The 23419-nt window shown below is 70.2% G+C and carries 24 protein-coding genes; 15 read left to right on the plus strand and 9 right to left on the minus strand.

The window, feature by feature from the left end:
• Positions 1–79 precede the first annotated feature (79 nt).
• The 5 genes from pgl to tkt are packed head-to-tail and all read right to left on the minus strand — an operon-like array spanning position 80 to position 6665.
• On the minus strand, positions 80–862 hold the full coding sequence (pgl, locus tag ACFXOA_RS14215) for a 6-phosphogluconolactonase (protein WP_385026745.1): 783 nt from the start codon (positions 860–862) through the stop codon (positions 80–82).
• The gene (opcA, locus tag ACFXOA_RS14220; protein ID WP_385026748.1) at positions 859–1890 is read right to left on the minus strand and encodes a glucose-6-phosphate dehydrogenase assembly protein OpcA; all 1032 of its coding nucleotides are present in this window, start codon (positions 1888–1890) and stop codon (positions 859–861) included. The genes pgl and opcA overlap by 4 nt, the downstream gene beginning before the upstream one ends.
• Positions 1887–3419 (minus strand): glucose-6-phosphate dehydrogenase, encoded by a 1533-nt coding sequence (gene zwf, locus ACFXOA_RS14225; protein WP_362542840.1) that lies wholly within the window; start codon positions 3417–3419, stop codon positions 1887–1889. Before zwf ends, opcA begins: the two co-directional genes overlap by 4 nt.
• Positions 3420–3424: 5 nt before the next feature.
• Positions 3425–4543 (minus strand): transaldolase, encoded by a 1119-nt coding sequence (gene tal, locus ACFXOA_RS14230; protein ID WP_385026751.1) that lies wholly within the window; start codon positions 4541–4543, stop codon positions 3425–3427.
• A gap of 34 nt (positions 4544–4577) precedes the next feature.
• Positions 4578–6665 carry a transketolase gene (gene tkt, locus ACFXOA_RS14235; RefSeq protein WP_385026753.1) on the minus strand — a complete coding sequence of 696 codons (2088 nt, stop codon included), beginning with the start codon at positions 6663–6665 and terminating at the stop codon, positions 4578–4580.
• A gap of 285 nt (positions 6666–6950) precedes the next feature.
• Here tkt and ACFXOA_RS14240 point away from each other — a divergent pair, with 285 nt between their 5' ends.
• Together ACFXOA_RS14240 and ACFXOA_RS14245 are read left to right on the plus strand one after the other, a co-directional pair.
• Positions 6951–7904, plus strand: coding sequence for a heme o synthase (locus ACFXOA_RS14240; RefSeq protein ID WP_385026756.1), 954 nt, complete (start codon positions 6951–6953; stop codon positions 7902–7904).
• A gap of 101 nt (positions 7905–8005) precedes the next feature.
• Entirely contained in the window at positions 8006–8368 is a 363-nt protein-coding gene (locus ACFXOA_RS14245; protein ID WP_385026759.1) for a hypothetical protein, read from the plus strand.
• 83 nt (positions 8369–8451) lie between these two features.
• Here ACFXOA_RS14245 and ACFXOA_RS14250 read toward each other — a convergent pair whose 3' ends face one another.
• From ACFXOA_RS14250 to ACFXOA_RS14260, 3 genes are all read right to left on the minus strand, one after another.
• On the minus strand, positions 8452–9438 hold the full coding sequence (locus tag ACFXOA_RS14250) for a heme A synthase (RefSeq protein ID WP_385026762.1): 987 nt from the start codon (positions 9436–9438) through the stop codon (positions 8452–8454).
• Positions 9439–9518: 80 nt separating this feature from the next.
• Entirely contained in the window at positions 9519–10286 is a 768-nt protein-coding gene (locus tag ACFXOA_RS14255; protein WP_385026765.1) for an ABC transporter permease, read from the minus strand.
• The gene (locus ACFXOA_RS14260; RefSeq protein WP_385026768.1) at positions 10283–11209 is read right to left on the minus strand and encodes an ABC transporter ATP-binding protein; all 927 of its coding nucleotides are present in this window, start codon (positions 11207–11209) and stop codon (positions 10283–10285) included. The genes ACFXOA_RS14255 and ACFXOA_RS14260 overlap by 4 nt, the downstream gene beginning before the upstream one ends.
• 289 nt (positions 11210–11498) lie before the next feature.
• Between ACFXOA_RS14260 and ACFXOA_RS14265 the strand changes: the two genes are divergently transcribed.
• The 10 genes from ACFXOA_RS14265 (at position 11499) to ACFXOA_RS14310 (ending at position 20080) form a co-directional block, all read left to right on the plus strand.
• Positions 11499–12257 carry a helix-turn-helix transcriptional regulator gene (locus tag ACFXOA_RS14265; protein WP_385026771.1) on the plus strand — a complete coding sequence of 253 codons (759 nt, stop codon included), beginning with the start codon at positions 11499–11501 and terminating at the stop codon, positions 12255–12257.
• Positions 12254–13675 carry a Fe-S cluster assembly protein SufB gene (gene sufB / locus ACFXOA_RS14270; protein ID WP_385026774.1) on the plus strand — a complete coding sequence of 474 codons (1422 nt, stop codon included), beginning with the start codon at positions 12254–12256 and terminating at the stop codon, positions 13673–13675. Before ACFXOA_RS14265 ends, sufB begins: the two co-directional genes overlap by 4 nt.
• Before the next feature lie 60 nt (positions 13676–13735).
• Positions 13736–14917: a Fe-S cluster assembly protein SufD gene (gene sufD / locus ACFXOA_RS14275; RefSeq protein WP_385026777.1), complete on the plus strand. Its 1182-nt coding sequence runs from the start codon at positions 13736–13738 to the stop codon at positions 14915–14917.
• Position 14918: 1 nt separating this feature from the next.
• The gene (locus ACFXOA_RS14280; RefSeq protein ID WP_014156911.1) at positions 14919–15236 is read left to right on the plus strand and encodes a bifunctional 3-phenylpropionate/cinnamic acid dioxygenase ferredoxin subunit; all 318 of its coding nucleotides are present in this window, start codon (positions 14919–14921) and stop codon (positions 15234–15236) included.
• Positions 15237–15243: 7 nt separating this feature from the next.
• The gene (gene sufC / locus ACFXOA_RS14285) at positions 15244–16035 is read left to right on the plus strand and encodes a Fe-S cluster assembly ATPase SufC (protein ID WP_385026780.1); all 792 of its coding nucleotides are present in this window, start codon (positions 15244–15246) and stop codon (positions 16033–16035) included.
• Positions 16032–17300, plus strand: a complete 1269-nt coding sequence (locus tag ACFXOA_RS14290) for a cysteine desulfurase (RefSeq protein ID WP_385026783.1) — start codon at positions 16032–16034, stop codon at positions 17298–17300. The genes sufC and ACFXOA_RS14290 overlap by 4 nt, the downstream gene beginning before the upstream one ends.
• A gap of 17 nt (positions 17301–17317) precedes the next feature.
• The gene (gene sufU / locus ACFXOA_RS14295; protein WP_385026786.1) at positions 17318–17773 is read left to right on the plus strand and encodes a Fe-S cluster assembly sulfur transfer protein SufU; all 456 of its coding nucleotides are present in this window, start codon (positions 17318–17320) and stop codon (positions 17771–17773) included.
• Complete coding sequence (locus ACFXOA_RS14300) at positions 17770–18123, plus strand: metal-sulfur cluster assembly factor (protein WP_385026789.1); 354 nt, start codon at positions 17770–17772, stop codon at positions 18121–18123. Before sufU ends, ACFXOA_RS14300 begins: the two co-directional genes overlap by 4 nt.
• Before the next feature lie 140 nt (positions 18124–18263).
• Complete coding sequence (locus ACFXOA_RS14305) at positions 18264–19658, plus strand: hypothetical protein (protein WP_385026792.1); 1395 nt, start codon at positions 18264–18266, stop codon at positions 19656–19658.
• Between the two features lie 56 nt (positions 19659–19714).
• Entirely contained in the window at positions 19715–20080 is a 366-nt protein-coding gene (locus ACFXOA_RS14310) for a VOC family protein (protein ID WP_385026795.1), read from the plus strand.
• Between the two features lie 36 nt (positions 20081–20116).
• Here the strand turns inward: ACFXOA_RS14310 and ACFXOA_RS14315 are convergent, their stop codons facing one another.
• On the minus strand, positions 20117–21175 hold the full coding sequence (locus tag ACFXOA_RS14315; protein WP_385026797.1) for a hypothetical protein: 1059 nt from the start codon (positions 21173–21175) through the stop codon (positions 20117–20119).
• Positions 21176–21412: 237 nt separating this feature from the next.
• On the opposite strand from ACFXOA_RS14315, the gene ACFXOA_RS14320 reads away from it, so the two are divergent.
• From ACFXOA_RS14320 to dapD, 3 genes are all read left to right on the plus strand, one after another.
• Positions 21413–21733 carry a DMT family transporter gene (locus ACFXOA_RS14320; RefSeq protein WP_385026800.1) on the plus strand — a complete coding sequence of 107 codons (321 nt, stop codon included), beginning with the start codon at positions 21413–21415 and terminating at the stop codon, positions 21731–21733.
• On the plus strand, positions 21733–22281 hold the full coding sequence (locus ACFXOA_RS14325) for a TetR/AcrR family transcriptional regulator (protein ID WP_385026803.1): 549 nt from the start codon (positions 21733–21735) through the stop codon (positions 22279–22281). Before ACFXOA_RS14320 ends, ACFXOA_RS14325 begins: the two co-directional genes overlap by 1 nt.
• 122 nt (positions 22282–22403) lie before the next feature.
• Complete coding sequence (gene dapD, locus ACFXOA_RS14330; RefSeq protein ID WP_385026806.1) at positions 22404–23402, plus strand: 2,3,4,5-tetrahydropyridine-2,6-dicarboxylate N-succinyltransferase; 999 nt, start codon at positions 22404–22406, stop codon at positions 23400–23402.
• Positions 23403–23419 lie beyond the last annotated feature (17 nt).

Raw genomic sequence — 23419 nt, forward strand, 5'->3', positions numbered from 1 at the left:
CGGGGGGGTTGGTTTTTGTTTAATTCACCCGGGGCCGGCCGGGCGCGGGGGAGCGGTCCGGGCCTCGTCACGACTCCGGTCAGGCCGAAGCCGGCGGGTACAGGGCGCGCGGCAGCTTCGACGCCGCCGCGGCGTCCAGCAGCCACAGCGTGCGGCCGCGGCCGTAGGCACCCGCCGCCGGCGCCTGGATCTCACCGGCGCCCGACAGCGCGATCTCCGCCGCCTCCGCCTTGTCCTCACCAGCCGCCAGCAGCCACACCTCACGCGCCGCGCGGATGGCCGGCAGCGTCAGCGAGACCCGGGTGGGCGGCGGCTTCGGCGCGCCGTGCACACCGACGACGGTGCGCTCGGTCTCCCGCACCGCCGGCAGCTCGGGGAAGAGCGACGCGACATGGGTGTCCGGGCCGACGCCCAGCATCAGCACGTCGAACGCCGGCACGGACCCGTGGTCCTCCGGCCCCGAGGCGGCGGCCAGCTCCTCGGCGTACCCCGCGGCCGCCGCGTCGGCGTCGCCGCCGTACGGCCCGTCCGAGGCGGGCATCGCGTGGACCCGGGCCGGGTCCAGGCCCACCTTGTCCAGCAGGGCCTCACGGGCCTGCGTGACATTGCGCTCCGGGTCGCCCTCGGGGAGGAAGCGCTCGTCGCCCCACCACAGGTCGAGCCGCGACCAGTCGACGGCGTCCCGCGCGGGCGAACCGGCGAGCGCGGCCAGCAGGCCGTTGCCGTTGCGCCCGCCCGTGAGGACCACCGAGGCGAAGCCCCGGGCCGCCTGGGCGTCCACGATCTTCGTGATGAGCCGGGCGGCCGCCGCCTGGGCCATCAGCTCCTTGTCGCGGTGCACGACGAGCTGCGGTGCGCTCACTTCGACGCCGCCTTCTTGGCCGCCGTCTTCTTCGCCGCGGGTGCCGCGGCACCCGCGGGCTCCGCCCGCTTCTGCCCCGAACCGACGGACGACGCCTCGGTGGGACCGCCGAGGCGCTCCACGCCGAACTTCACCGTGGCCTCGTAGATGTTGTCCGGGTCCAGACGCCGCAGCTCCTCGGCGAGGAGTTCGGCGGTCTCCCGCCGCTTCAGCGCCACCGCGCGGTCCGGCTGACCGGCCATGCACAGCGTCGCCAGCGAACCGTCGGGCCGGTCCAGGACGATCGGGCCGTTCTTGGTCTCCATGCGCACGGCCGTCAGGCCGGGACCGCCGGAGAGCGTGCGCTCCACCGGCACACCGAGCCGGTCCGCGAGCCACATGGCCAGCAGCTCGCAGCTCGGGTTGTCGGACTCACCCTCGACCGTCGCCGAGACGACCTGCGCGGGCTGCTGGTCGAGCGCAGCCGCCAGCATCGAGCGCCACGGTGTGATGCGCGTCCACGCCAGGTCGGTGTCGCCCGGCCGGTAGGTCGCCGCGCGCACCGACAGCTCGTCGAGCGGGTGCTCGGCGGAGTAGGTGTCGGTGATACGGCGCTGGGCGAGTGCGCCCAGCGGGTCCTTGGCAGGGTCCGCCGGGGCGTCCTCGGGCCACCACACCACGACCGGGGCGTCCGGCAGCAGCAGCGGCAGCACGACCGACTGGGCGTGGTTGGCGAGCTCGCCGTGCAGACGCAGCACCACGGTCTCGCCCGAGCCCGCGTCGGAACCGACCCGGATCTCGGCGTCGAGCCGCGCGTCACGGCGGGCCCGCGGAGAGCGGCTGACCCTCTTGATCACCACGATGATCCGCGAGGGGTGCTCGCGTGAGGAGTCGTTCGCCGCCTTGAGGGCGTCGTACGCGTTCTCCTCGTCCGTGACGATGACCAGGGTGAGCACCATGCCGACGGCGGGGGAGCCGATGTCCCGGCGGGCCGCGACGAGGGCCTGGTTGATCTTGCTGGACGTGGTTTCCGTGAGATCGATCTTCATGGCCGGCGCCAGCTCCGTCCGTCGCGTGCGAGCATCTCGTCGGCCTCGGCCGGCCCCCACGTGCCGGCCTCGTACTGGGCGGGCTTGCCGTGCTTGTCCCAGTACTCCTCGATCGGGTCGAGGATGTTCCAGGAGAGCTCGACCTCCTGGTGGCGCGGGAAGAGGTTGGCGTCGCCGAGCAGCACGTCGAGGATGAGCCGCTCGTACGCCTCCGGGCTGGACTCCGTGAAGGACTCGCCGTAGGCGAAGTCCATCGTGACGTCCCGGACCTCCATGGAGGTGCCGGGCACCTTGGAGCCGAACCGGACCGTGACCCCCTCGTCCGGCTGCACCCGGATGACCAGGGCGTTGCCGCCGAGCTCCTCCGTGGCACCGGACTCGAAGGGGAGGTAGGGGGCGCGCTTGAAGACGACCGCGATCTCCGTGACCCGGCGGCCGAGGCGCTTGCCGGTACGGAGGTAGAACGGCACACCCGCCCAGCGGCGGTTGTTGATCGTCAGCTTGATCGCGGCGAAGGTGTCGGTCTTCGACTTGGGGTCGATACCGTCCTCCTCCAGATAGCCGAGCGCCTCCTCGCCGCCCTGCCAGGCGTGCGCGTACTGGCCGCGCACCGTGTGCTTGCCCAGGTCCTCGGGCAGCTCCACGGCCGTCAGCACCTTCAGCTTCTCGGCGACCAGCGCCTTCGGGTGGAAGGAGCCGGGCTCCTCCATCGCCGTGAGCGCGAGCAGCTGGAGCAGGTGGTTCTGGATGACGTCGCGGGCGGCGCCGATGCCGTCGTAGTAGCCGGCCCGGCCGCCGATGCCGATGTCCTCGGCCATCGTGATCTGGACGTGGTCGACGTACGACCTGTTCCAGATCGGCTCCCACATCGTGTTGGCGAAGCGCAGCGCCAGGATGTTCTGGACCGTCTCCTTGCCGAGGTAGTGGTCGATCCGGAAGACCTCGTTCGGCGGGAAGACGTCGTGCACGAGCTGGTTCAGCTCCTGCGCGCTCTCCAGGTCGTGGCCGAACGGCTTCTCGATGACGGCCCGCCGCCAGCTGCCCTCCTTCTGGTCGGCCAGCCCGTGCTTCTTGAGCTGCTGGACGACCTTGGGGAAGAACTTCGGCGGCACCGAGAGGTAGAAGGCGAAGTTGCCGCCCGTGCCCTGGGCCTTGTCGAGCTCCTCGATCGTGGCCCTGAGGGTCTCGAACGCGACGTCGTCGTCGAAGTTGCCCTGGACGAAGCGCATGCCCTGGCTGAGCTGCTGCCAGACCTCTTCGCGGAAGGGGGTACGGGAGTGTTCTTTGACCGCGTCGTGGACGACCTGGGCGAAGTCCTCGTCCTCCCAGTCGCGGCGCGCGAAACCGATGAGCGAGAAGCCCGGCGGAAGCAGGCCGCGATTGGCCAGGTCATAGACGGCGGGCATCAGCTTTTTACGGGACAAATCGCCCGTGACGCCAAAGATCACCAGGCCCGACGGCCCCGCGATACGCGGGAGCCGTCGGTCCTGGGCGTCACGGAGCGGGTTGGCTCCGGGAACACCAGACAAGGTGGTCAGCCCTCCGAAGGAGCGAGGCGCTTGAGCTCGGCCTCGGTCGAGTTGAGCAGGTCGATCCAGGAGGCCTCGAACTTCTCGACACCCTCGTCCTCCAGCAGCTGGACGACGTCGTCGTAGCTGACCCCGAGCTTCTTCACGGCGTCGAGGTCGGCACGCGCCTGGTCGTAACCGCCGGCAACGGTGTTGCCGGTGATCTCACCATGGTCGGCCACGGCGTCCAATGTCGCCTCCGGCATGGTGTTGACCGTGTTGGGGGCGACCAGCTCGTCGACGTACAGGGTGTCCTTGAGGGACGGGTCCTTCACGCCGGTGGAGGCCCACAGCGGCCGCTGCTTGTTGGCCTGCGCCTTGTCCAGCGCGGCCCAGCGCTCGCCCGCGAAGACCTCTTCGTAGGCCTCGTAGGCCAGACGGGCGTTGGCGAGGGCGGACTTGCCCTTCGCGGCCTTCGCCTCGTCGCTTCCGATCGCGTCCAGGCGCTTGTCGATCTCGGTGTCCACACGGGACACGAAGAAGGACGCCACGGAGTGGATCTTGGACAGGTCCAGGCCCGCGGCCTTCGCCTTCTCCAGGCCCGCCAGGTAGGCGTCCATGACCGCGCGGTAGCGCTCCAGCGAGAAGATCAGCGTGACGTTGACGCTGATGCCCTTGCCGATGACCTCGGTGATCGCCGGCAGGCCGGCCTTGGTCGCCGGGATCTTGATCAGGGTGTTCGGCCGGTCCACCAGCCACGCCAGCTGCTTCGCCTCGGCGATCGTGGCCTCGGTGTTGTGGGCCAGACGGGGGTCGACCTCGATGGAGACCCGGCCGTCCTGGCCGTCGGTGGCGTCGAAGACGGGGCGCAGGATGTCGGCGGCGTCGCGGACGTCCGCCGTCGTGATCATGCGGATCGCCTCGTCGACCGTGACCTTGCGGGTGGCGAGGTCCGTGAGCTGCTGGTCGTAACCGTGGCCCTGGGAGATCGCCTTCTGGAAGATCGACGGGTTGGTCGTGACACCCACGACGTGGCTCTGGTCGATCAGCTCGGCCAGGTTGCCGGAGGTGATCCGTGTGCGGGACAGGTCGTCGAGCCAGATCGCCACGCCCTCGTCGGAGAGGCGCTTGAGTGCGTCTGTCATGAGAAATGCATCTCCTACTAGTCGTATGTCCGCGTCAGCGCGCGGCGGCGGCGAGAGATTCCCGGGCGGCTTCCACCACGCGCTCGGCGGTGAAACCGAACTCGCGGAAGAGGACCTTGGCGTCGGCCGACGCACCGAAGTGCTCCAGCGAGACGATCCGGCCGGCGTCGCCCACGTACCGGTGCCAGGTCAGGCCGATGCCCGCCTCGACGGCGACCCGGGCCTTCACGGACGGCGGGATCACGCTGTCCTTGTACGCCTGGTCCTGCTCCTCGAACCACTCGACGCACGGCATCGAGACCACGCGGGTCGGCACGCCGACCGCCTGGAGCTCGTCGCGGGCCTCGACGGCCAGCTGGACCTCGGACCCGGTGGCGATCAGAACCGCCTGGGTCTCGCCGCCCTCGGCGTCGAGGAGGACGTAACCGCCCCTGGCCGTGTTCTCGTTCGCCGCGTAGGTGGGCAGGCCCTGGCGGGAGAGCGCCAGACCGTGCGGGGCGCTCGTGCCGAAGTCCTTCTTGCCGCGCCTGAGGATCTCGCGCCAGGCGATGACCGTCTCGTTGGCGTCGGCGGGCCGGACGACGTTGAGGCCCGGGATGGCACGCAGCGAGGCCAGGTGCTCCACCGGCTGGTGGGTCGGGCCGTCCTCGCCGAGGCCGATCGAGTCGTGCGTCCACACGTACGTCACCGGCAGGTGCATCAGCGCGGACAGGCGCACGGCGTTGCGCATGTAGTCGGAGAACACCAGGAAGGTGCCGCCGTAGACGCGGGTGTTGCCGTGCAGCGCGATGCCGTTCATGGCCGCGGCCATGGAGTGCTCGCGGATGCCGAAGTGGATCGTCCGGCCGTACGGGTCGGCCTCCGGCAGCGGGTTGCCCACCGGGAGGAACGACGAGGTCTTGTCGATCGTGGTGTTGTTCGAGCCGGCAAGGTCGGCGGAACCGCCCCACAGCTCGGGGATGACACCGCCGAGCGCCTGCAGCACCTTGCCGGACGCAGCGCGCGTGGCGACACCGTGGCCCGCCTCGAAGACCGGGAGCTCGTCCTCCCAGCCGGCCGGCAGCTCGCCCGCGGCGATGCGGTCGAAGTCCGCGGCGCGCTCCGGGTTGGCGGTGCGCCAGGCGGCGAAGGACTTCTCCCACTCGGCCTTGGCCTCACGGCCGCGGTCCAGCGCCTCGCGGGTGTGCGCGATGACCTCGTCGGAGACCTCGAAGGTCTTCTCCGGGTCGAAGCCGAGGACCCGCTTGGTGGCGGCGATCTCGTCGTCGCCGAGGGCCGAGCCGTGCGCCGCCTCGGTGTTCTGGGCGTTCGGGGCGGGCCAGGCGATGATCGAGCGCGCCGCGATGAAGGACGGGCGCTCCGTCTCGGCCTTGGCGGCCTGCAGCGCGCGGTAGAGGCCCTCGGGGTCCAGGTCGCCGCTGGGCAGCTGGTCCACGCGCTGGACGTGCCAGCCGTAGGACTCGTACCGCTTCAGGGTGTCCTCGGAGACGGCGGTCTCGGTGTCGCCCTCGATGGAGATGTGGTTGTCGTCCCACAGCATCACCAGGTTGCCGAGCTTCTGGTGGCCGGCCAGCGAGGACGCCTCGGCCGAGATGCCCTCCTGGAGGCAGCCGTCACCGGCGATGACCCAGACGGTGTGGTCGAAGGGGGAGGTGCCGGCCGGGGCCTGCGGGTCGAAGAGGCCGCGCTCGTAGCGGGCCGCCATCGCCATGCCCACCGCGTTGGCGACGCCCTGGCCCAGCGGGCCGGTCGTCGTCTCGACGCCCGTGGTGTGGCCGTACTCCGGGTGCCCCGGAGTCCTGGAGCCCCAGGTGCGGAAGGCCTTGAGGTCGTCCAGCTCCAGGCCGTACCCGGCGAGGTAGAGCTGGATGTAGAGCGTCAGGCTGGAGTGGCCCGCGGACAGCACGAACCGGTCGCGTCCGGTCCAGTCGGCGTCCGCCGGGTCGTGACGCATCACCTTCTGGAAGAGGGTGTACGCGGCAGGAGCGAGGCTCATCGCCGTGCCCGGGTGGCCGTTTCCGACTTTCTGTACGGCGTCCGCGGCGAGGACACGGACGGTGTCCACGGCCCGCTGGTCCAATTCGGTCCACTGGAGGTCTGTGGTGGTCGGCTTGGTGCTCACCCTGAGTCAGGGCTCCTCTCCACTGTTCGTAAACCGGTGACTGTGACCGCACCGGGCATTGTCGAGCCTACCCCCGCCGGAAGGCCGTACTTCTGCCCTTTCCACAGTGCGGGCGACCTGCGGAGTTCGCCTCCCGTATGAGCGCCGCCGTTCACTTCTGCGCCACCCCAACACGACCCCACCCCCGCGAAGAGGGGCGTATGCGCAACGTCTACAGTGGTCTGGTTCGCGCAAGTCTTCACCGGGCTTTCATGCCTGGAGCTTGCTGGGATTTCTCTGTCAGGGGTGTGCGTGACGGCCGTCGAGTCCCGACCCGCAGGGGTCGCCTTGACTCCGAGCCCAGTGGGCCAGCGCCCGTTCGGGGCCCGCATCAAGGCATTCGTGGCTCTTACCAAGCCGCGCATCATCGAGCTGCTGCTGATCACCACCGTTCCGGTGATGTTCCTGGCGGCTCAGGGAGTGCCCGATCTTTGGCTCGTGGTGACCACCACCATCGGCGGATATCTCTCCGCGGGCGGTGCCAATGCGCTCAACATGTATATCGACCGCGACATCGACGCGCTGATGGACCGTACGTCGCAGCGTCCGCTGGTCACGGGCATGGTGAGCCCGCGGGAGTGCCTCGCCTTCGGAATTGCCCTCGGGGTGATTTCCACGGTCTGGTTCGGACTGCTCGTCAACTGGCTGTCCGCGGCGCTCGCCCTGGGCGCACTTCTGTTCTATGTCGTCGTGTACACGATGCTGCTCAAGCGCCGTACCTCGCAGAACATCGTCTGGGGCGGAATCGCCGGCTGCATGCCCGTACTCATCGGATGGTCCGCGGTGACCGATTCGATGTCCTGGGCCGCCGTCGTCCTCTTCGCCGTCATCTTCTTCTGGACGCCGCCGCACTACTGGCCGCTGTCGATGAAGGTCAAGGACGACTACGCCCGGGTCGGCGTCCCGATGCTCCCGGTCATCGCCTCCAACAAGGTCGTGGCCCGGCAGATCGTCATCTACAGCTGGGTGATGGTCGCGGTGTCGCTGCTGCTGACCCCGCTGGGCTACACCGGCTGGTTCTACACCCTGGTGGCGCTGATCACCGGCGGCTTCTGGCTCTGGGAGGCGCACGGCCTGCAGAACCGGGCGAAGTCCGGTGTGACCGGTGCCAAGCTCAAGGAGATGCGGCTGTTCCACTGGTCCATCACCTATGTCTCACTCCTCTTCGTCGCCGTCGCGGTGGACCCCTTCCTGAGGTAGCCCCCGCACGTACCGAAGCTCCGCCGCCGGGCGGGGGACGTGGCCGATGCCACGGACCCCGCCCGTCGCCGTTCCCTCTACCCGTCGGTAGCATCCTGTCCATGGCAGAGACGGCAGAGCCTCAGACCCAGCAGACGGACGACAGCAAGCAGGCGGCCCGCGCGGAGCGCAGGGCGGCCAAGCTCGCCAAGCAGATCAATGCCTTCGCCACGGCGCACGGTGGCGCCGAGGGGCAGCTCGCCCACCTCGGCCAGATGGGCACCCGGATCGTGCTGGTCGGCGAGGACGGCGGCTGGGGCGACCTGGTCGCCCCCTCCTACGCCGTCGCCGAGAAGGCCGCGCAGAAGGCGGGCATCACGGTCCACGAGGACTTCGACGGTGACTTCGCCGCCAAGGTCCGCACCGGTCCGTACGAATGGTCCCGGATGGCGGGCATCCAGGTCGGCGGCCCGTCCAACGGCTGAAACCGTCCCGCACACGACAGGAGCCTCCGGCTCCGGACCCCTCAGGGTCCGGAGCCGGAGGCTCCTGGACGTACCGGCCGGTGTCAGCCCGCGGCCACGGGCTCCGGGCGCTCCCCGGACGCCGGAGCGGGCACAGCGCCCGCGCTGTCCGCCGCCGGACGCTCGCGCATCGACAGCAGCAGGCGCAGCACCGCGATCCACATCAGGGACGAGCCGAGCATGTGGAGGCCGACCAGGATCTCCGGAACGTCGTTGAAGTACTGCACATAGCCGATGGCGCCCTGCATCAGCAGCACGACCAGCAGGTCACGGGCGCGCGCCCGGGTGTCCACGGGGGCGTCGACGACCCGCAGGGCGAACCACATCGCCACGGCCAGGGCGCAGACCACCCAGGCGGCGACCGCGTGCACGTGGGCCGCGGCGGTCCAGTCCCACGGCATCCGGGCCACGTCGCTGCTGTCACCGGCGTGCTTGCCGGAACCGGTCACCGTGGTGCCGAGCGCGATCAGCACGACCGTGGTGGCGACGACGGCCCAGGACAGCCGGCGCACCGGCTTCGGGGCGCGCGGGCGCGGGGCCGCGTCGCCCTCGCCGATCCTGACCCAGGTGAGGACGGTCACCGTGAGCAGGCAGTTGGCGAGCAGGAAGTGCCCGGCCACCGACCACGGGTTGAGGCCCACCCAGACGGTGATCCCGCCGATGACGGCGTTGCCCATCACCAGCCAGAACTGGGACCAGGCCAGCCGGGTCAGACCCCGCCGCCGGGGCTTCAGCGAACGGGTCGCGATGATCGCCCATCCGACGGCCGCGCACAGCACGTAGGTGAGCATCCGGTTGCCGAACTCGATGGCACCGTGCAGGCCCTGTTCCGGGGTGGCGAAGAGACTGTCGTCGGTGCACTTGGGCCAGGTGTCGCAGCCCAGCCCGGAACCGGTCAGCCGGACGGCGCCGCCGGTGACGATGATGAAGACGCTCATCACGACCGCCGCGAGCGCGGCGCGCTTGGCTGTCCTCATCGACGGCGTCCAGCGCTTGGCGATGTAGGAGAGGGGGGTTTCCACGCGCCCCATCGTAGGCACCGGCTTGTGCAAGTTTTCACGAGGGGTCGGTCATTACCGGGTGAGATTGGACATCTTCCCGGCCTGCCCGGTCACTCCCAGCGGAAGAACCGTGCCGCGGCGCCCAGCCCCAGGACCCCCCAGACGGCCAGTACCGCCGCGTCGCCCCAGGGCATGGACGCGCCGTGCTGGAGCACGTCCCTGAGCCCGTCGGAGAGCGCCGCGATCGGCAGCAGCCCCAGGACCGAAGCGGCCGCGTCGGGGAACCGGTCCAGCGGCACTATCACCCCGCCGCCCACCAGGAGCAGCAGGAAGACCAGGTTGGCCGCGGCCAGCGTCGCCTCCGCCTTCAGAGTCCCCGCCATCAGCAGCCCGAGACCGGAGAAGGCCATGGTCCCCAGGACCAGGAGCAGCAGGACGGCGAAGGGGCTGCCCTCGGGCGACCAGCCCAGGGCGAAGGCGATCACGGTCAGCAGGACGACCTGGAGCACCTCCGTGACCAGGACGGAGAGCGTCTTGGCGGTCATCAGCCCCCACCGGGGCAGGGGAGAGGCGCCGAGGCGCTTGAGCACGCCGTAGCGCCGCTCGAAGCCGGTCGCGATGGCCTGGCCGGTGAAGGCCGTGGACATCACCGCCAGCGCGAGGACGCCCGGAGCGAGGAAGTCGACGGGCTCGCCCGCGCCCGTGTCCACGATGTCGACCGCGCTGAACAGCACGAGCAGCAGCGTCGGGATGACCACCGTCAGCAGCAGCTGCTCGCCGTTGCGCAGCAGCATCCGGGTCTCCAGCGCCGCCTGCGCCGCGATCATGCGCGGCAGCGGCGCCGCGCCCGGGCGGGGGGTGTACGTACCGGCGCTCATGCGCGCAGCTCCTTGCCGGTCAGTTCCAGGAAGACGTCCTCGAGCGTGTGCCGCTCGACCGCTATGCCGTCCGGCATCACACCGTGCTGGGCGCACCAGGAGGTGACGGTCGCGAGCAGCTCGGGGTCGATCTGCCCGGTGATCCGGTAGGCGCCCGAGGTGAGCTCCAGCGCCTCGCTGCCGTCGGGCAGCGCCTTCAGCAGCGAGCCGAGGTCGAGGCCGGGGCGGCCGGTGAAGCGCAGGGTGTTCTCGGCGCCGCCCCGGCGCAGCTGCTCGGGACTGCCCTGGGCCAGCACCCGCCCGGCGTCGATGATGGCGACGTCGTCGGCGAGCTCCTCGGCCTCGTCCATGAAGTGCGTGGTGAGGACCACCGACACCCCGTCGGAGCGGAGCTCCCGGATGAGGTCCCAGGTTGAGCGGCGCGCCTGCGGGTCGAGGCCCGCCGTCGGCTCGTCCAGGAAGACCAGCTCGGGCCGGCCGACGACGGCCATGGCCAGGGCGAGGCGCTGCTGCTGCCCGCCGGAGAGCCTGCGGTAGGTGGTGCGGCCGCAGCCGCCGAGCCCGAGGCGGTCGACGAGCGTGCCGACGTCGAGGGGGTGGGCGTGGAGCTTCGCCACGTGGCGCAGCATCTCCTCGGCCCGGGCGCCGGAGTAGACGCCGCCGGACTGGAGCATCACTCCGATACGGGGGCGGAGCGCCGCGGCGTCCGCGACCGGGTCGAGGCCCAGGACGCGTACGGTCCCGCCGTCCGGCCTCCGGTAGCCCTCACAGGTCTCGATCGTGGTCGTCTTGCCGGCCCCGTTGGGGCCGAGTACCGCGGTCACGGTGCCTGCCGCGATCTCCAGGTCGAGGCCGTCGACCGCGGTCTTCGTGCCGTACCGCTTGACAAGGCCCCTGGCCTTCACGACGGGCTCGCTGCTCATGGCGGGCAAGTCTAAGGGCTGCCCCACGACGCCAGGCAGGCGCGTGGCACCGCGGGCGGGCCCTCGGACCGGCCCCTGGAGGGGCGCGGCGCGCCGGGCCCGTCAGGCTCCTCGGAGCGCTCCGGTCCGGGTGGGCCCAGGGTCCCGCCGCTACGGCCCTCACCTGCACAGGCCCGCTCGGGCGGAGCGTTTTCGCAGGTCAACTTAGGTCTGCCTAAGTGATGAAGGGCACCGTGTCCGCTCCGGGGGCGGCTTGTCACGCCCGGAGGAATTACGCAACAATGGCGTTGTGAAATACGTTGGCGAGGCTCCCCAGGAGGAACTCGCGACCGGTGAGCGTTCGACGCGCAACCGGGTCGCGCGCTCCATCCTGGACCACGGCCCGTCCACCGCCGCCGACCTGGCCAAGCGTGTCGGTCTCACCCAGGCCGCCGTGCGCAGGCACCTGGACGCCCTCGTATCCGACGACGTCGTGGAGGCCCGCGAGCAGCGGGTGTACGGCGCGCGGACCCGCGGCCGCCCGGCGAAGGTCTTCGCCCTCACCGACTGCGGCCGGGACGCCTTCGACCAGTCCTACGACAAGCTCGCCGCCGACGCCCTGCGCTGGATCGCCGAGACGGCGGGGGACGAGGCGCTCGTCGCCTTCGCCCGCGCCAGGATGGCGGCCCAGTCCGAGACGTACCGTGCCGCGGTCGAGGCCGCCGCCCCCGAGGAGCGGACCGAGGCGCTGGCCAAGGCCTTGTCCGCCGACGGGTACGCTGCTACGGCGCGAAGCGCGCCGGGCCCGCAGCAGGGCGAGCAGCTCTGCCAGCACCACTGCCCGGTCGCGCACGTCGCCGAACAGTTCCCGCAGCTGTGCGAGGCGGAGACGGAATTCTTCTCCAGCCTGCTCGGGACCCACGTGCAGCGTCTGGCCACCCTCGCCCACGGCGACGGGGTGTGCACGACGTACGTTCCGCGCAGCAGCCCCACAGCACCACAGGCTCGACAGAACCGACAGACCGATCCATCAGCATCTGCAAGTACGGCCGGGAGGAACCCCGCATGACGCTCCCTACGGAGACTGCCCACCCTGAGCTCGAGGGCCTGGGCACGTACGAATTCGGCTGGGCCGACTCCGACGAGGCAGGCGCGGCGGCGAAGCGCGGCCTGTCCGAAGCTGTCGTCCGCGACATCTCGGAGAAGAAGAACGAGCCCGAGTGGATGCTGAAGCTCCGGCTCAAGGGCCTGAAGCTGTTCGACAAGAAGCCCATGCCGAACTGGGGCTCGGACCTGTCGGGCATCGACTTCGACAACATCAAGTACTTCGTGCGGTCCACGGAGAAGCAGGCGGAGTCCTGGGAGGACCTGCCCGAGGACATCAAGAACACGTACGACAAGCTCGGCATCCCCGAGGCGGAGAAGCAGCGCCTGGTCGCCGGTGTCGCCGCGCAGTACGAGTCCGAGGTGGTCTACCACCAGATCAACGAGGAGCTGGAGTCGAAGGGTGTCATCTTCATGGACACCGACACCGCCCTCAAGGAGCACCCGGAGCTCTTCAAGGAGTACTTCGGCACCGTCATCCCCGTCGGTGACAACAAGTTCGCCTCGCTGAACTCCGCCGTGTGGTCCGGCGGCTCCTTCATCTACGTGCCGAAGGGCGTGCACGTCGAGATCCCGCTCCAGGCCTACTTCCGCATCAACACGGAGAACATGGGCCAGTTCGAGCGGACGCTGATCATCGTCGACGAGGACGCCTACGTCCACTACGTCGAGGGCTGCACCGCGCCGATCTACTCGTCCGACTCGCTGCACTCCGCGGTCGTCGAGATCATCGTGAAGAAGGGCGGCCGCTGCCGCTACACGACCATCCAGAACTGGTCGAACAACGTCTACAACCTGGTGACCAAGCGCGCCGTGGCCTACGAGGGCGCGACGATGGAGTGGGTCGACGGCAACATCGGCTCCAAGGTCACGATGAAGTACCCGGCCGTCTACCTGATGGGCGAGCACGCCAAGGGCGAGACCCTGTCCATCGCCTTCGCGGGCGAGGGCCAGCACCAGGACGCCGGCGCCAAGATGGTCCACATGGCCCCCAACACCTCCTCCAACATCGTCTCCAAGTCGGTGGCGCGAGGCGGCGGCCGCACCTCCTACCGCGGTCTCATCGAGATCGGCGAGGGTGCGCCGGGTGCCAAGTCCAACGTGCTGTGCGACGCGCTGCTCGTGGACACCATCTCCCGTTCGGACACCTACCCGTACGTCGACGTCCGCGAGGACGACGTGTCGATGGGCCACGAGGCGACCGTCTCCAAGGTCTCCGAGGACCAGCTCTTCTACCTCATGAGCCGCGGCATGACCGAGTTCGAGGCCATGGCGATGATCGTGCGCGGCTTCGTCGAGCCGATCGCCAAGGAGCTGCCCATGGAGTACGCCCTGGAGCTCAACCGGCTGATCGAGCTGCAGATGGAGGGTTCGGTCGGCTAGCAGGCCGGCCGACCGCGTCCCGAAGAGATCTTGACTGAGAAAGCGAGCACCACGACAGCCATGGCTGAGGCTCAGACTTCCCCGGTGGGTTCCACCACCGCCGGTTCCATCGCGGTGGCGGCCGAGTCCACCGTCGCCACGCGCATGAGCGCGCCCCCGTCCTTCGACGTCGCGGACTTCCCCGTCCCGCACGGCCGCGAGGAGGAATGGCGGTTCACCCCGCTGGAGCGGCTGCGCGGCCTGCACGACGGCACCGCGGTCGCCACCGGTGACGGCGTCAAGGTCGTCGTCGAGGCGCCGTCCGGCGTCACGGTCGAGACCGTCGGCCGCGACGACGCCCGGCTCGGCAAGGCCGGCACGCCGGTGGACCGGGTCGCCGCCCAGGCGTACTCGTCCTTCCAGCAGGCCTCGGTCATCACGGTCGCGAAGGAGGCCGTGCTCAGCGAGCCGGTCCGCATCGCCGTGCACGGCGAGGGCGGGGTGGCCTACGGCCACCAGGTCATCGAGCTGGGAGCCTTCGCCGAGGCCGTCGTCGTCATCGACCACACCGGTGACGCCGTGCTCGCCGCCAACGTCGACTACGTCCTGGGTGACGGCGCGAAGCTGACCGTGGTCTCCGTCCAGGACTGGGACGACACGGCCGTCCACGTCGGCCAGCACAACGCGCTGGTCGGCCGCGACGCCTCCTTCAAGTCCGTCGTCGTCACCTTCGGCGGCGACCTCGTCCGCCTGCACCCCCGGGTCTCCTACGCGGCTCCCGGCGGCGAGGCGGAGCTCTTCGGTCTGTACTTCACCGACAAGGGCCAGCACCAGGAGCACCGCCTCCTGGTCGACCACAACACCCCGCACTGCAAGTCCAACGCGGTGTACAAGGGTGCGCTCCAGGGCGACGACGCCCACGCCGTGTGGATCGGGGACGTGCTCATCCAGGCCGCCGCCGAGGGCACCGACACCTACGAGATGAACCGCAACCTGGTTCTCACCGACGGTGCCCGGGTCGACTCCGTGCCGAACCTGGAGATCGAGACCGGTGAGATCGTCGGCGCGGGCCACGCCTCGGCGACCGGCCGGTTCGACGACGAGCAGCTGTTCTACCTGCAGTCCCGCGGTATCCCGGCCGAGGAGGCCCGCCGACTCGTCGTGCGCGGCTTCTTCGCCGAGCTGGTCCAGCAGATCGGCCTGCCCGACGTCGAGGCCCGGCTTCTCGACAAGATCGAGGCCGAGCTGAAGGCGTCGGTCTGACATGGCCTTCGTCAAAGCCTGTGCGCTGAGCGAGCTGGAGGACGACACCCCCAAGAGGGTGGAGCTCGACGGCACGCCGGTGTCCGTCGTCCGCACCGAGGGCGAGGTGTTCGCGATCAACGACATCTGCTCGCACGCGAACGTCTCGCTGTCGGAGGGCGAGGTGGAGGACTGCGCGATCGAGTGCTGGCTGCACGGATCGAGCTTCGACCTCCGCACCGGCAAGCCGTCCGGTCTTCCCGCGACGCGCCCCGTCCCCGTATACCCCGTAAAGATCGAAGGGGACGATGTGCTCGTCTCCGTCACCCAGGAGTCCTGAGTCACCCATGGCAACGCTTGAAATCCGCGACCTGCACGTCTCCGTCGAGGCCGACAACGCCACGAAGGAGATCCTCAAGGGCGTCGACCTGACCGTGAAGCAGGGCGAGACGCACGCCATCATGGGCCCCAACGGGTCCGGCAAGTCCACCCTCGCCTACTCGCTCGCGGGTCACCCCAAGTACACGATCACGAGCGGCACGGTGACCCTGGACGGCGAGGACGTCCTGGAGATGTCCGTCGACGAGCGCGCCCGCGCCGGCGTCTTCCTCGCCATGCAGTACCCCGTCGAGATCCCCGGTGTCTCGGTCTCCAACTTCCTGCGCACCTCCGCCACCGCCGTCCGCGGTGAGGCCCCCAAGCTGCGGACGTGGGTCAAGGAGGTCAAGGAGACGATGGCCGAGCTCCAGATGGACCCCGCCTTCGCCGAGCGCAACGTCAACGAGGGCTTCTCCGGCGGTGAGAAGAAGCGCCACGAGATCCTCCAGCTCGAGCTGCTCAAGCCGAAGATCGCCATCCTCGACGAGACCGACTCAGGCCTGGACGTCGACGCCCTGCGCGTCGTCTCCGAGGGCGTCAACCGGGTCCGTGAGGGCGGCGAGGTCGGCACCCTGCTGATCACGCACTACACGCGGATCCTCCGCTACATCAAGCCCGACTTCGTGCACGTCTTCGCCAACGGCCGCATCGCCGAGTCCGGCGGCGCCGAGCTGGCCGACAAGCTGGAGAACGAGGGCTACGAGGCGTACGTGAAGAGTGGCCCCGTGAGCGGAGCGAACTCGGGAGGTACGGTCGCGTGACTGACGCCCGACAGGGGCTCTCCGGCCTCCTCGACACCGAGGCGATCCGCAAGGACTTCCCGATCCTGGACCGCACGGTCCACGACGGCAAGAAGATCGTGTACCTGGACAGCGCGGCGACGTCGCAGAAGCCGCGCCAGGTGCTCGACGCGCTGAGTGCGTACTACGAGCGGCACAACGCCAACGTCCACCGCGGTGTGTACACCATCGCGGAGGAGGCCACCGCGCTGTACGAAGGCGCCCGTGACAAGGTCGCGGCCTTCATCAACGCACCCAGCCGCAACGAGGTGATCTTCACCAAGAACGCCTCGGAGTCGCTCAACCTCGTCGCCAACATGCTGGGCTGGGCGGACGAGCCCTACCGGGTCGACAGCGACACCGAGATCGTCACCACCGAGATGGAGCACCACTCCAACATCGTCCCGTGGCAGCTGCTCTCGCAGCGCACCGGCGCGAAGCTGAAGTGGTTCGGCATCACGGACGACGGCCGCCTCGACCTGTCGAACATCGACGAGATCATCACGGAGAAGACGAAGATCGTCTCCTTCACGCTGGTCTCCAACATCATGGGCACCCACAACCCGGTCGAGACGATCGTCCGGCGTGCCCAGCAGGTCGGGGCGCTGGTCTGCATCGACGCCTCGCAGGCCGCCCCGCACATGGTGCTGGACGTGCAGGCGCTGCAGGCCGACTTCGTGGCCTTCACCGGTCACAAGATGGTCGGCCCGACGGGCATCGGCGTGCTGTGGGGACGGCAGGAGCTCCTGGAGGACCTCCCGCCCTTCCTCGGCGGCGGCGAGATGATCGAGACGGTGTCGATGCACTCGTCCACGTACGCCCCCGCTCCGCACAAGTTCGAGGCGGGTACGCCCCCGATCGCGCAGGCCGTCGGCCTCGGCGCGGCCGTGGACTACCTGACCTCGATCGGCATGGAGAACATCCACCGCCACGAGCAGGCCATCACCGAGTACGCGGTGAGGCGTCTGCTGGAGGTCCCCGATCTCAGGATCATCGGTCCGGCGACGGCCGAGGACCGCGGTGCGACGATCTCCTTCACGCTCGGCGACATCCACCCCCACGACGTGGGCCAGGTGCTCGACGAGCAGGGCATCGCCGTCCGGGTCGGACACCACTGCGCGCGACCGGTCTGCCTGAGGTACGGAATTCCTGCGACGACGCGAGCGTCGTTCTATCTGTACTCCACGCCCGCCGAGGTCGACGCCCTGGTGGACGGGCTGGAACACGTGCGGAACTTTTTCGGGTAGAGGCAGAGGGTCGACCGGTGAAGCTTGATTCCATGTACCAGGACGTGATCCTGGACCACTACAAGCACCCCCATGGGCGTGGCCTGCGGGACGGCGACGCCGAGGTGCACCACGTCAACCCGACGTGCGGCGACGAGATCACGCTCCGCGTGAAGTACGACGGCGAGACCGTCGCCGACGTCAGTTACGAGGGCCAGGGCTGCTCCATCAGCCAGGCCAGCGCTTCCGTCCTCAACGAGCTGCTCGTCGGCAAGCAGCTCGGCGAGGCGCGGAAGATCCAGGAGTCCTTCCTGGAACTGATGCAGTCGAAGGGTCAGCTGGAGCCGGACGACGCGATGGAGGAGGTGCTGGAGGACGCGGTCGCGTTCGCCGGTGTCTCCAAGTACCCGGCCCGGGTCAAGTGCGCGCTGCTGAGCTGGATGGCGTGGAAGGACGCGACGGCGCAGGCGCTGTCCGAAGGGAAGACCGCATGAGCGAGAACACTGTGACATCCGACGAGGGCCTCACGACCAAGCCGGCCTCCGAGGAGGAGGTCCGTGAGGCGCTGTACGACGTGGTCGACCCCGAGCTGGGGATCGACGTCGTCAACCTGGGCCTGATCTACGGCATCCACATCGACGACGCGAACATCGCGACGCTCGACATGACGCTGACGTCCGCGGCCTGCCCGCTGACCGACGTCATCGAGGACCAGGCGAAGTCCGCCACCGACGGCATCGTCAGTGAGCTGCGGATCAACTGGGTCTGGATGCCGCCGTGGGGCCCGGACAAGATCACCGACGACGGCCGTGAGCAGCTCCGTGCGCTCGGCTTCAACGTCTGACCGAGCCCGTCCACGACGGCCCCCGGCATCGAGCCGGGGGCCGTCGTGCGTTGTTCGTGTGCCGTACCCGCGCCGTGCGCCTCTCGTTGGTGAAGGAACCGGAGCCTGCTCCTCGACATCACGCCGACGAGAGGCACGCAGTGCTGCATCAGCTTCCGCTCCAGAACCGCCGGGCGGCCGTCGCCGCGGCCGGGATCATCGCCCTGACCGCGCTGGGCGGCAACGTGCCCGCCCACGCGGCGAGTTACGGCACCCCGACGATCACCCTGTCGGCGTCCTACCTGTCCGGCGCCGTGGGCGCGACGGGCGACCCGGTGGTCAAGGTGACGATCGCGCAGAGCGGCGCCGACGCCTCCGCCCTGACGGTGGCGGCCTCCGCCAGCTCGAAGTCCTCCGTCGCGGCCACCTCCGACGTCACCGTCACGGGCACGGGGACGACGCGCACCCTCTCCGTGGCCGCGCGCGCCCGCGGGTACACGGACCTCACCGTCAAGGTCACCGGGCTCGGCGGCAAGACCGCCACCAAGAAGCTGTACTACGCGGCGTCCGCCGCCGTGCAGAACGCCGCGGACACCCGCTACCTGACCGGTTCGTCGGACGCCTCCGCCGCCGTCGACGTGGGCGGGGGCTACGCGGTGGTGGCCGACGACGAGTCCAACACCCTGCGCCTGTACGACCTCTCGGCATCCGGCGCGCCCGTGCGCACCTGGGACGTCGCCTCGAAGCTCGGTGTGAGCAAGGAGATCGACATCGAGGGGGCGGCCCGGGTCGGGAACACCGTCTACTGGACGGGCTCGCTCGGCAACAACAAGGACGGCGAGTACAAGGCCGACCGCAACACCGTCTTCACCACGACCGTCAGTGGCTCGGGAGCTTCCACGCAGCTGACCGTCGGAGGCTCGTACAGGAAGCTCCGTGACGACCTGGTGGCCTGGGACGAGGCCAACGGCGACCGTTACGGGTTCGCCGAGGGCACGGAGGACGGCGAGGCGCCCAAGCAGATCGACGGGTTCAACGTGGAGGGCCTGGAGTTCGCACCGGGCTCGACGAGCACCGCGTACGTCGGCTTCCGCGCGCCGCTCGTCCCGCCGAAGTCGGGCGGCAAGGCGCTGATCGTGCCCGTGACCAACTTCGACAAGGTCGCCGGCAGCGGGGCGAAGGCGGTCTTCGGCACGCCGATCGAACTCGACCTGGGCGGGCTGACCATCCGGGACATCCGCAAGAACGCCGCCGACCAGTACCTGATCGTGGCCGGATCCTGGGTGGCCGACGACAACTCCGACCCGTACGCCCTCTACAGCTGGGACGGTGTGGCCGGACACGCGCCGGTGAAGCGGGCCACGCTGCCCACCAGCGACCCGGGCGGCTGGGAGGCCGTCGTCTCCGTACCGGACCTGACGGTGGCGGGTACGCGCGCCCAGGTCGTCACGGACGCCGGCGCCGCGGACCTGTACGGCGACGGTACCGAGGCGAAGGACCTGGACCACGCGGAGTGGAAGAAGTCCCGCGCCACCTGGTTCACCGTGGGCGGCTGAGCGGCCGGTCCCCCCTGCCCTTGCGGGCCGGGGGGACCCTCAGCACACTGAGGCGCATGACCCTGAGCTTCCATCAGATCGCCGTCGACGCCCACGACCTGCCGTCCCTGGCCCGCTTCTGGTGCGAGGTGCTCGACTGGAAGGTGCTGTTCGAGGACGAGGACGAGATCGTCATCGGCGCCGACGAGACCGCCCGGCCCGGTATCTGCTTCCTCCCGGTGCCCGAGGGGAAGTCGGTCAAGAACCGTCTGCACATCGATCTCGCCCCCGACGACCAGGCCGCCGAGGTCGCGCGGGTACTGGCGCTCGGGGCGAGGCGGGTGGACGTCGGACAGGGCACCGGCATCACCTGGGTGGTGCTCGCCGACCCCGAGGGCAACGAGTTCTGCGTGCTCAGGCCGAAGAGCACGCTCGTGGACTGAGCCCGGTGCCCGCCGGTGCGCGGGCGCCCTGGCGGGTCAGCGGTGCATGCCGCCGTACCAGGGCGTGCCGTACGGCGGGGCGCCCTGGTACGGGCCCCCGGCCGCCTCGGCGAGCGCGGGGCCCAGGTCCTCCGTCCGCAGGCGCCGGTCGACGTAGAGCAGGCCGGTCACCAGCTGCGGGAACGTCGCCGAGATGATCTGGCCGACCAGCTGTCCCAGCAGGGTCGCCACGAAGTAGCCGCTCATGGCGACCAGCACGGCGGCGGTGCTCGGGTCGTCGCCGAGCGAGGCGGTCCCGATCATGCTGGGGAAGACGCCGAGGACGGTGAACGGTATCTGGACGACGTAGGCCGCCACCCCCGCCATCAGCCCGGCCAGCAGGACGATGCCGAAGATCCGCCACCAGTCGCCGCGCACCAGGTGTGAGGAGCGGCGCAGCGCGCCGGTGACCCCGCAGCCCTCGAACACCACGGCCGCGGGCGCCAGGCACACCTTGATCCAGAGCCAGGTCGCCAGCGGACCGGCGATCAGCGCGCCGAGAACACCCACGGTGATGGCCACCGAGGGACCGCCACCGCCGTCCATGGTGACGAGGCTGACCATCACGCCGAGGAAGGCGGCCATGATCAGGGCGCCCGGCACCATCGCGATCAGGGCCGTGAGGAACAGCGTGCCGATCATGGGGAGTACACGGGACCAGGCCCCGCGCCACACCGTCGCGAACGTGACGGGCCTGCCGAGGACCGCCTCCCGCAGCACGGCAGGGACCACCGCGTACATCAGCCCGGAGACGATCGCCAGGGTGGCGATGCCCAGGATCACGAGGACGCCTCCCGCGATGACGAGGGGAGCGACGTCACCGGAGGCGGCGGACTCCCCCTGGTCCAGGGAGACCACCCGCTCCAGGTGGTCGGAGACCGCCGACCAGGCGACCGTGACCGCTGCCGTCATCAGCAGTGCCGCGCCGCCGTAGAGGGCGGCGGCCATGCCGAACAGCTGCTTGAAGTACCGGCCCATCGTCGAGAACGCCCCGCCCAGCACGTCCCCCAGTCCCAGCGGGGCGAGGGGTATCACCCCCGGCCTCGGCGGCGGCATCCACCCGCCCCATCCCGGCGGGCCCCCATGAGGTGCCCCGCCGTACGACGCGCCCCCGTGGGCGCCCCCGCCCCACCCTGCGTCCTGTGCCACCACTGCCCCGTCATTCGTATGTTCGGATCATCATCCGGTCGTGCCGGTGCGGACACGGTAGCGCCTCGGGCGGACACCCGGTCCGGGCCGCTTGGGCCACCCCGTTGCGTACGCCCGTACACAACGTTGTGTACGCTTGTACGCATGGGATACGGGATGCTTGCCGCGGCGATCGCGGCGGAGGTGGCCGGGACGACGGCCATGAAGTACAGCGAGGGGTTCACCCGGCTCTGGCCCTCCCTCGTGACCGTCGTGGGCTACGTCCTGGCGTTCGCGCTGCTCGCGCAGACCCTCAAGACGCTCTCGATCGGTACCGCCTACGCGATATGGGCGGGCGCCGGCACGGCGGCCGTCGCCGCCATAGGCATCATCTGGATGGGGGAGTCCGCGAACCTCGTCAAACTCGCGGGCATCGCGCTCGTCATCGCGGGCGTCGTGGTCCTCAACCTCGGAGGAGCCCACTGATGGTCCGGAGGTACGACCCCGAGCGGCGCGAGCGCCTCATCGAGGCGGCGATCCGCGTCGTCGCGGCGCGCGGGATCGCGGGTCTCAGCCACCGCACCGTCGCGGCCGAGGCCGATGTGCCACTGGGGTCGACGACGTATCACTTCGCCTCGCTCGACGAACTCCTCGTCGCGGCACTGCGCCGGTGCAACGAGAACTTCGCGCGCCTGGTGCGGGAGAGGCCCGGACTCTCCGACCCCGGTGTGCCGCTCGCCGACGTGCTGACCCGGCTGCTGGGGGAGTGGTTCGCCGGAGGGCGCGGGCCGATGGAGCTGGAGTACGAGCTCTACCTCGCCGCACTGCGGAGGCCCGCACTGCGTCCCGTCGCCGCGGAGTGGGCCGACGGCCTGACCGAGCTCCTCACCTGCCGCACGGACCCGGTCACCGCGCGCGCGCTCGCCGCGCTGATGGACGGCATCAGCCTCCAGGTGCTCCTCACCGGCGGCGAGTTCGACGCCCGGTACACCAGGGAGATGATGGCGAGGATCGTCGACGGGGCCGGCCGCTGAGGCCGCCCGGGCGCCCGGACGGCCCCGGGCCCGGGACGCGCGGTGTCCCCGCCGGTGCGGGACACGCTCCGGCAGCTGAGACCGGTTCGCCCGCGCGGGGCTCGGAACGTTAGGTTCTGTGCATGACCGACACGACTTCCCAGGGCTCCGCCCGCACCACCGGCGCCGTCGCCGCCGGCCTCGCCACCATCGCCGGTGACGGCACCGTCCTCGACACCTGGTTCCCCGCCCCCGAGCTCGCCGCCGCGCCCGGTCCCGCGGGCACGCAGCGCCTGAGCCCCGAAGAGGCGGTGAACCGCCTCGGTGAGGGCGCCGCCCGGGCCGTCGGGGTCGACGCGCGCCGCGGCGTGGAGGTCGTCGCCGTGTCCACGGTCATCTCCTCGCTGGACGACAAGCCGCTCGACGCCCACGACACCTACCTGCGCCTGCACCTGCTCTCGCACCGTCTCGTCCAGCCCCACGGGCAGAACCTGGACGGCATCTTCGGCTTCCTCGCCAACGTGGCCTGGACGTCGCTCGGCCCGGTGGCCGTCGACGACCTGGAGAAGGTCCGGCTGAACGCCCGCGCCGAGGGCCTGCACCTCCAGGTCACCTCCGTGGACAAGTTCCCCCGGATGACCGACTACGTCGCGCCCAAGGGCGTGCGCATCGCCGACGCCGACCGGGTCAGGCTCGGCGCCCACCTCGCGTCCGGCACGACCGTGATGCACGAGGGCTTCGTCAACTTCAACGCCGGCACGCTCGGGACCTCCATGGTCGAGGGCCGCATCTCCGCGGGCGTCGTCATCGGCGACGGTTCCGACATCGGTGGTGGCGCCTCCACCATGGGCACGCTCTCCGGCGGCGGCAAGGAGCGCATCGCCATCGGGCAGCGCTGCCTGATCGGAGCCGAGGCGGGCATCGGGATCGCGCTCGGCGACGAGTGCGTCGTCGAGGCCGGTCTCTACGTCACGGCGGGGACCCGGGTCACCATGCCCGACGGACAGGTCGTCAAGGCGCGCGAACTCTCCGGCGCCTCGAACATCCTCTTCCGCCGCAACTCGGTCACCGGCGCCGTCGAGGCCCGCCCGAACAACGCGGTCTGGGACGGGCTCAACGACGTCCTGCACAGCAACGACTGAGAGCCGTACCGCAATTC

It is taken from the genome of Streptomyces sp. NPDC059166 (assembly GCF_042755185.1).
In the GTDB taxonomy this organism is placed as follows: Bacteria; Actinomycetota; Actinomycetes; order Streptomycetales; family Streptomycetaceae; genus Streptomyces.

Bases quoted from the DNA above. Each gene is read 5' to 3' on its own strand.
- opcA (WP_385026748.1), bottom strand. From the start codon at position 1,890: ATGAAGATCGATCTCACGGAAACCACGTCCAGCAAGATCAACCAGGCC.
- tal (WP_385026751.1), bottom strand. From the start codon at position 4,543: ATGACAGACGCACTCAAGCGCCTCTCCGACGAGGGCGTGGCGATCTGG.
- ACFXOA_RS14245 (WP_385026759.1), top strand. From the start codon at position 8,006: ATGGCAGAGACGGCAGAGCCTCAGACCCAGCAGACGGACGACAGCAAG.
- ACFXOA_RS14250 (WP_385026762.1), bottom strand. From the start codon at position 9,438: ATGGGGCGCGTGGAAACCCCCCTCTCCTACATCGCCAAGCGCTGGACG.
- ACFXOA_RS14255 (WP_385026765.1), bottom strand. From the start codon at position 10,286: ATGAGCGCCGGTACGTACACCCCCCGCCCGGGCGCGGCGCCGCTGCCG.
- ACFXOA_RS14260 (WP_385026768.1), bottom strand. From the start codon at position 11,209: ATGAGCAGCGAGCCCGTCGTGAAGGCCAGGGGCCTTGTCAAGCGGTAC.
- sufB (WP_385026774.1), top strand. From the start codon at position 12,254: ATGACGCTCCCTACGGAGACTGCCCACCCTGAGCTCGAGGGCCTGGGC.
- sufD (WP_385026777.1), top strand. From the start codon at position 13,736: ATGGCTGAGGCTCAGACTTCCCCGGTGGGTTCCACCACCGCCGGTTCC.
- ACFXOA_RS14280 (WP_014156911.1), top strand. From the start codon at position 14,919: ATGGCCTTCGTCAAAGCCTGTGCGCTGAGCGAGCTGGAGGACGACACC.
- sufC (WP_385026780.1), top strand. From the start codon at position 15,244: ATGGCAACGCTTGAAATCCGCGACCTGCACGTCTCCGTCGAGGCCGAC.
- ACFXOA_RS14300 (WP_385026789.1), top strand. From the start codon at position 17,770: ATGAGCGAGAACACTGTGACATCCGACGAGGGCCTCACGACCAAGCCG.
- ACFXOA_RS14310 (WP_385026795.1), top strand. From the start codon at position 19,715: ATGACCCTGAGCTTCCATCAGATCGCCGTCGACGCCCACGACCTGCCG.
- ACFXOA_RS14315 (WP_385026797.1), bottom strand. From the start codon at position 21,175: ATGCCGCCGCCGAGGCCGGGGGTGATACCCCTCGCCCCGCTGGGACTG.
- ACFXOA_RS14320 (WP_385026800.1), top strand. From the start codon at position 21,413: ATGGGATACGGGATGCTTGCCGCGGCGATCGCGGCGGAGGTGGCCGGG.
- ACFXOA_RS14325 (WP_385026803.1), top strand. From the start codon at position 21,733: ATGGTCCGGAGGTACGACCCCGAGCGGCGCGAGCGCCTCATCGAGGCG.
- dapD (WP_385026806.1), top strand. From the start codon at position 22,404: ATGACCGACACGACTTCCCAGGGCTCCGCCCGCACCACCGGCGCCGTC.